Here is a 1,010-nt window from a genome sequence, read left to right as displayed (position 1 = left end):
AGGTGAAATTTGTGGTGAGGAAAGTAACAACCTCTCCATACTTACAAAAATGAGGATCTCACGCTTGGTGCGGTAGGCTTGAAAAGTGATGGCGAGATACATCTTGCAGCAGATAAAGGAAAGGTCCAGTTTCTCACCAATAAAGATCAAGACTTTAAAGACACTTATCAGCGCAACGAAAACCTTTTGTGGTGGAGTGAGAGCGACAAAGGGTATTTGAAAGAGACCATCAAGCATGTGACCATAGAAGCCGGCGGTGGCATGAAGCTTGATGCGGGCAATGGCATTGTTGTTGAGTATGAGAAAACCGGTGATTTTGATAAGTCCCTTGAGCAATTAGCACGCTCCCCAGGGATGGCATGGATTAAGCAACTACGTGATGATCCCAATTTAGCCAAGCAAGTGGATTGGCAAGCAGTTCAAGCAGAGTTTAAAGACTGGAATTATAAAGCCCAAGGTCTGACAGAAGCTGGTGCGGCTCTCGTGGCATTGGCTGTCACAGCTGTCACGGCTGGTGCAGCCTCAGGTGCAGCCGGAGCTATTACGAGTGCTTTAGGGCTTGGCTCTAGCACCGCCATGAATGCGGCGGTGCAAGCTGGTGTGCAAGCGCTGATCAATAAAAGCGCCATAGCTCTTGTTAATAATCGCGGTGATATTGCCGCGGCATTGCATGAGCTTGGCTCTTCCAAGAATGTTCTCAGCATTGTCTCCTCGATGTTAACGGCGGGCTTAACCAGCCAAATTACCTCGATGGCGGGTGTTGGACAGTCTTTACCCAAAACGGCTCCTTTTGTCGATCGCATTACCCGTGAAGCAGAAAAGAACCTGATCAAAGCAGCCATTGGCACGAGCGTTCAAACGGCTCTTGAGGGTGGCTCTTTTGACAAGAACTTGCTCAACAATTTACGCACCGCCTTGTCTGATACGGTTGGCAAGACATTGGCGGAAGAAATCGGTACTGCCAAGGCTGAAGGCAAAATAGACACGGTTACCCAGATTGTTGCCCATGC

At 48.8% G+C, this 1,010-nt stretch carries 1 protein-coding gene; it reads left to right on the top strand.

The window, feature by feature from the left end; translation table 11 throughout:
• Positions 1-186: 186 nt before the first annotated feature.
• Positions 187-1,010 (top strand): DUF637 domain-containing protein (locus GQO39_RS08695; RefSeq protein ID WP_246668566.1); only part of this gene is annotated, 824 nt, incomplete at its 3' end.

The sequence above is a fragment of the Bartonella refiksaydamii genome, assembly GCF_902652675.1.
Classification (GTDB): Bacteria; Pseudomonadota; Alphaproteobacteria; order Rhizobiales; family Rhizobiaceae; genus Bartonella; species Bartonella refiksaydamii.
The sequence above is the reverse complement of the archived record's forward strand: the minus strand, read 5'-3'. Positions and strand labels throughout refer to the sequence as shown.